This is a genomic window from Nocardia sp. NPDC060220, assembly GCF_042727815.1.
Lineage (GTDB): Bacteria > Actinomycetota > Actinomycetes > Mycobacteriales > Mycobacteriaceae > Nocardia.
The window spans coordinates 1-4,017 of record NZ_JBHWZY010000645.1 but is presented as its reverse complement, the minus strand read 5'-3'; the positions used below and the strand labels follow the sequence as shown (position 1 = coordinate 4,017).

The 4,017-nt window shown below is 70.1% G+C and carries 2 protein-coding genes; one reads left to right on the top strand and one right to left on the bottom strand.

Going from position 1 to position 4,017, the window contains the following annotated elements:
• Positions 1-563: 3-hydroxyacyl-CoA dehydrogenase family protein (locus ACFWF3_RS26945; RefSeq protein ID WP_379316163.1), on the top strand; the 563-nt coding region annotated here is incomplete at its 5' end.
• 54 nt (positions 564-617) lie between these two features.
• Here ACFWF3_RS26945 and ACFWF3_RS26940 read toward each other — a convergent pair.
• On the bottom strand, positions 618-4,017 hold a 3,400-nt coding region (locus ACFWF3_RS26940), incomplete at its 5' end, for an amino acid adenylation domain-containing protein (protein ID WP_379316161.1).

The following is a 4,017-nucleotide window of genomic DNA, read 5'->3' as shown; positions in this document are numbered from 1 at the left end:
AGATCTTCGGCAAGCTGGACAAGATCGTGAAGCCCGAGGGCATCCTCGCCACCAACACCTCCTCGATCCCCGTGATCAAGGTGGCCGGGGCGACCGAGCGGCCCGAGCGGGTCGTGGGCGTGCACTTCTTCAACCCGGTGCCGGTGATGCCGCTGGTCGAGATCATCTCGACCCTGGTGACCGCGCCGGAAGCGGCCGTGGCCGTCACCGACTACGTGAAGAACACCCTCGGCAAGATGGCCGTGCAGGCCGGTGACCGCTCCGGGTTCATCGTCAACGCGCTGCTCATCCCCTACCTGTGTTCGGCGATCCGGATGCTCGAGTCGGGCTACGCCACCGCCGAGGACATCGACGCGGCGATGAAGGGCGGCTGCGGCTACCCGATGGGCCCGCTGACGCTGCTCGACACCGTCGGCCTCGACATCGCCCTCGCGGCGTCGGAGTCGCTCTACGCGGAGTTCGCCGAGCCGCATCTCGCCCCGCCCGCGCTGTTGCGCCGGATGGTGGACGCGGGCCGACTGGGCCGCAAGACCGGTCGCGGGTTCTACGACTACGCGAAGTAATGCTGATTCCCGCAGGAGCCCGGTGCTCCTGCGGGAACCTCGGCGAGCTCCCGCTCACGCGTGCGTGAGATGGTCCGCTCCGGGCGCCGGGAAGAAGCCGATGTCGATGTAGTGGTCGAAGTAGCGGGCGATGACCGCGGCGTCGACCGCGGGGAACTCGATCGGCAGGCCGCGGAAGGGTTCGGCGGGGGCCGATTCCACGCGGGTGAGCACCGCCGCCGGATTCGCCTTGGCGAGGGCGGCCGCGTAGTTGCCGCTCAGTGCCGAAGCCCGCGCCAGGATGGGGTCCGCGTCCTGGCGTTCGGCCGCGGTGGAGAGCTGGAGGCCGAATTCCATCGGGTCGATGAAGTCGAAACGGTAACCGCGACTGCGGATCTCCTCGTAGACGACTTGCAGCGGCACCTGCGCGCCGGAGGCCCGGAAGATGTTGCCGATGGCCGCCGCCTGGCGAGATCGGCTGACGATCCCCGCCGCGACATGGTCGACCGGGGCCATCTCGATGGCGATCGCCCGCACATCGACAGCCACCCCGAGCACCAGCATGGACCGCAACATCGTCCACCAGGCGTCCTCGGCGGGGGCGACGCCCGTGCGGGAGTCGCCGGTGATCAAGCCGGGGCGGTAGACGGCGATGGGAACGCCACGCTCGATCGCGGCGTGCACGAGCTGCTCGGCGACCCACTTGGTCATCGCGTAGCCGGGCAGACCGGCGGGCACCCCGTTGTCCTGCGGGACCCCCGCCAGCACCGACAGGGTCGACACATAGTGGATCGGCTTGACCCTGGTGGTGGTGGCCAGGCGCAACACCTCGGTGGTGCCGCAGACGTTGGCCGCTCGCATCCGCGCATACGGTTCGAGGTGGTTCACCAGCGCGCCGTTGTGATAGATCGCGTCGGCCCTGGCAGCGAGTTCGGCGAAGCGCAGTGGGTCCATGCCGAGGTTCGGCTGCGCGAGATCGCCGGGGACGCCGACGATTCGGTCGCGATAGGGCCGCAGATCGATGCGGTACTTCGCGGCGGTGGAGACGACGCGATCCACCGCGCCCGCGTCATCGGTGGCGCGGACCAGGCAGTGAACGGTCGCCGACGTCTGTTCGAGGAGTTCGCGCAGCAGGAAGCTGCCGAGGAACCCGGTGGCGCCGGTGAGCAGCAGCGTGGCCGGTGCGCCGGTGCGCTGGGGCGCGCAGCCGGTGAGGTCGATCGACGGGTCGAGGATCGCGTCCACGGCCGGATCGGGACCGGCGGCCGAGGCCGACGACTCGTCGCGCAACGCCAGCGCCAGGTCGCTGACCAGCGGATAGCTGAACAGCAGGCGCAGCGGCACCTCGATGCCCAGTTGCTCGGCGAGGGTGGCGCGCACCCGGATCGCCGCGAGCGAGGTGCCGCCGAGGACGAAGAAGTCGTCGTCACGGCCGACTCGTTCGAGGTCGAGTGCCCCGGCGATCGCCGAGGCGACGATCTGCTCGTCGGCGGTGGCCGGTGCCTGGTATTCGCGGATCTCCACGGCGGGCGCCGGCAGCGCCTTGCGGTCGAGCTTGCCGGTGGCACCGAGCGGGAACTCGTCGAGCACCACCAGACGGTGCGGAATCATGTACGGGGGCAACAGGGTTCGAATGGTCGCCAGCACCTCGACGGTGTCGACCGACGCGTCGAGGGGTGTCACGTAGCCGACCAGCTGTTCGTGATGCACCGCGACCGCCGCGCCCGCGACCGCCGGATGCGTGCGCAGCGCCGCCTCGATCTCGCCGGGTTCGATGCGCAGGCCGTGCAGTTTGAGCTGAACGTCGGTGCGGCCCAAATAGGTCAGGTCACCGGACGGGAGTCTGCGCACCAGATCGCCGGTGCGGTACATGCGCTCACCGACGGGACCGTACGGGTCGGCGACGAATCGCTCCATCGTCTTGTCGGGGCTGCCGAGGTAGCCGCGAGCCAGTTGCGCGCCGGCCAGGTACAGCTCGCCGGGCGTGCCGACCGGCACCGGCCGCAGCCGCGCGTCGAGCACGTAGGCACGAGAATTCCAGTGCGGCAAGCCGATCGGAACGATGCCGTCGCCCACCTCGGTCACATCGGCGCCGGTGATCGACACGGTGGCCTCGGTGGGGCCGTACAGATTGTGCAGACGACCCGCGGTGACGGTGGTGAAGCGTTCGATGGTGGCGTTCGGCAGCGCCTCACCGCCGACCCACACCGCGCGCAGCGAACGCAGGGCGCCGGTGGGCGCGGAATCCAGCAGCATCTGCAGGACCGAGGGCACGATGGTGGTGCCGGTAACACGATGGCGGGCAACGAGTTCGGCGAGGTAAGCGGGATCGGTGAGCCCCTGCGTGGCGGCCACGATCATGTGCGCACCGGCGCGCAACGGGGAAGCGAAACCGATCATCGAGGCATCGAAGGTGAACGGAATCGACTGCAGGACAGTGTCGGACTCCCCCACCCCGTACTCGCCGACCATGAACGCGGCCTGGTTGACGATCGCCGCGTGCGGCACGCCGACACCCTTCGGCTTGCCCGTCGAACCGGACGTGAAGATCACATATGCCAGGTCGAGGGTGTGCAGGGGGCGCAGCCGGTCGGCGTCGGTCAGCCAGGCGTCCGAGAAGTGCGACAGCGCGACCCGGTCCACCTCGACGACCGGCAATCCGTCGGCGTTGATCGCGTCGCCGGTGGTGGTCAGCAGGCAGACCGGCTGTGCGGCGGCGAGGATGTCGGCGCGGCGTTCGGCGGGCGAATCGGGATCGAGCGGCACGTAGGCGCCACCGGCCGCGAACACGGCGTACATGGCGACGACGAGATCGATCGTCGGCCGAATCGCCACGCCCACCGTGCTTGCGGGGCCGACGCCGTCGGCGACCAGCAGCCGGGCCAGCCGGTTGACGCGCCCGGCCAGCTCGCCGTAGGTCACCGTGACCTCGTCGAAAGTGACCGCGGGTGCGTCCGGACGATGCTGGGCGCGGGCCTGGAACTCGTCGAGCAACGTCGCGTCGGAGACGAGCCGGAGCTCGCCGGAGGGCTCGGTCAGCTCGGCTTCCGTCAGCACCGGCAGGTCGCCGACGGGCCGGTGCGGCGCGGCGACGGCCGCGGCCAGGAGCCCGGCCAGCCGGGCACCGAGCGTCGCCATGGTCGAGGCGTCGAACAGGTCGGTGGCGTAGCGCCAGGAGCAGCGCAGACCGGCGGGTCCGTCACTGTCCTCGAGCGGAACAACGGTGAGCTGGAGATCTACCGGTGCCGCTTCCTCGCCCAGATCCACCGCCGACACCGTCAGCTCGGGCAGTTCGAGGCGCGTGGCGCCGAAGTTCTGGAACGACAGCGCCACCTGGTACAGCGGGTGGTGTGCCTGGGTGCGCGGCGGATCCAGTTCGGCGACAAGGCGTTCGAAGGGCACATCGGCGTGGGCGAAGGCGGCCAGATCGATATCGCGAACCCGATCGAGCAGGGCCGCGAAGGATTCGGCGGCG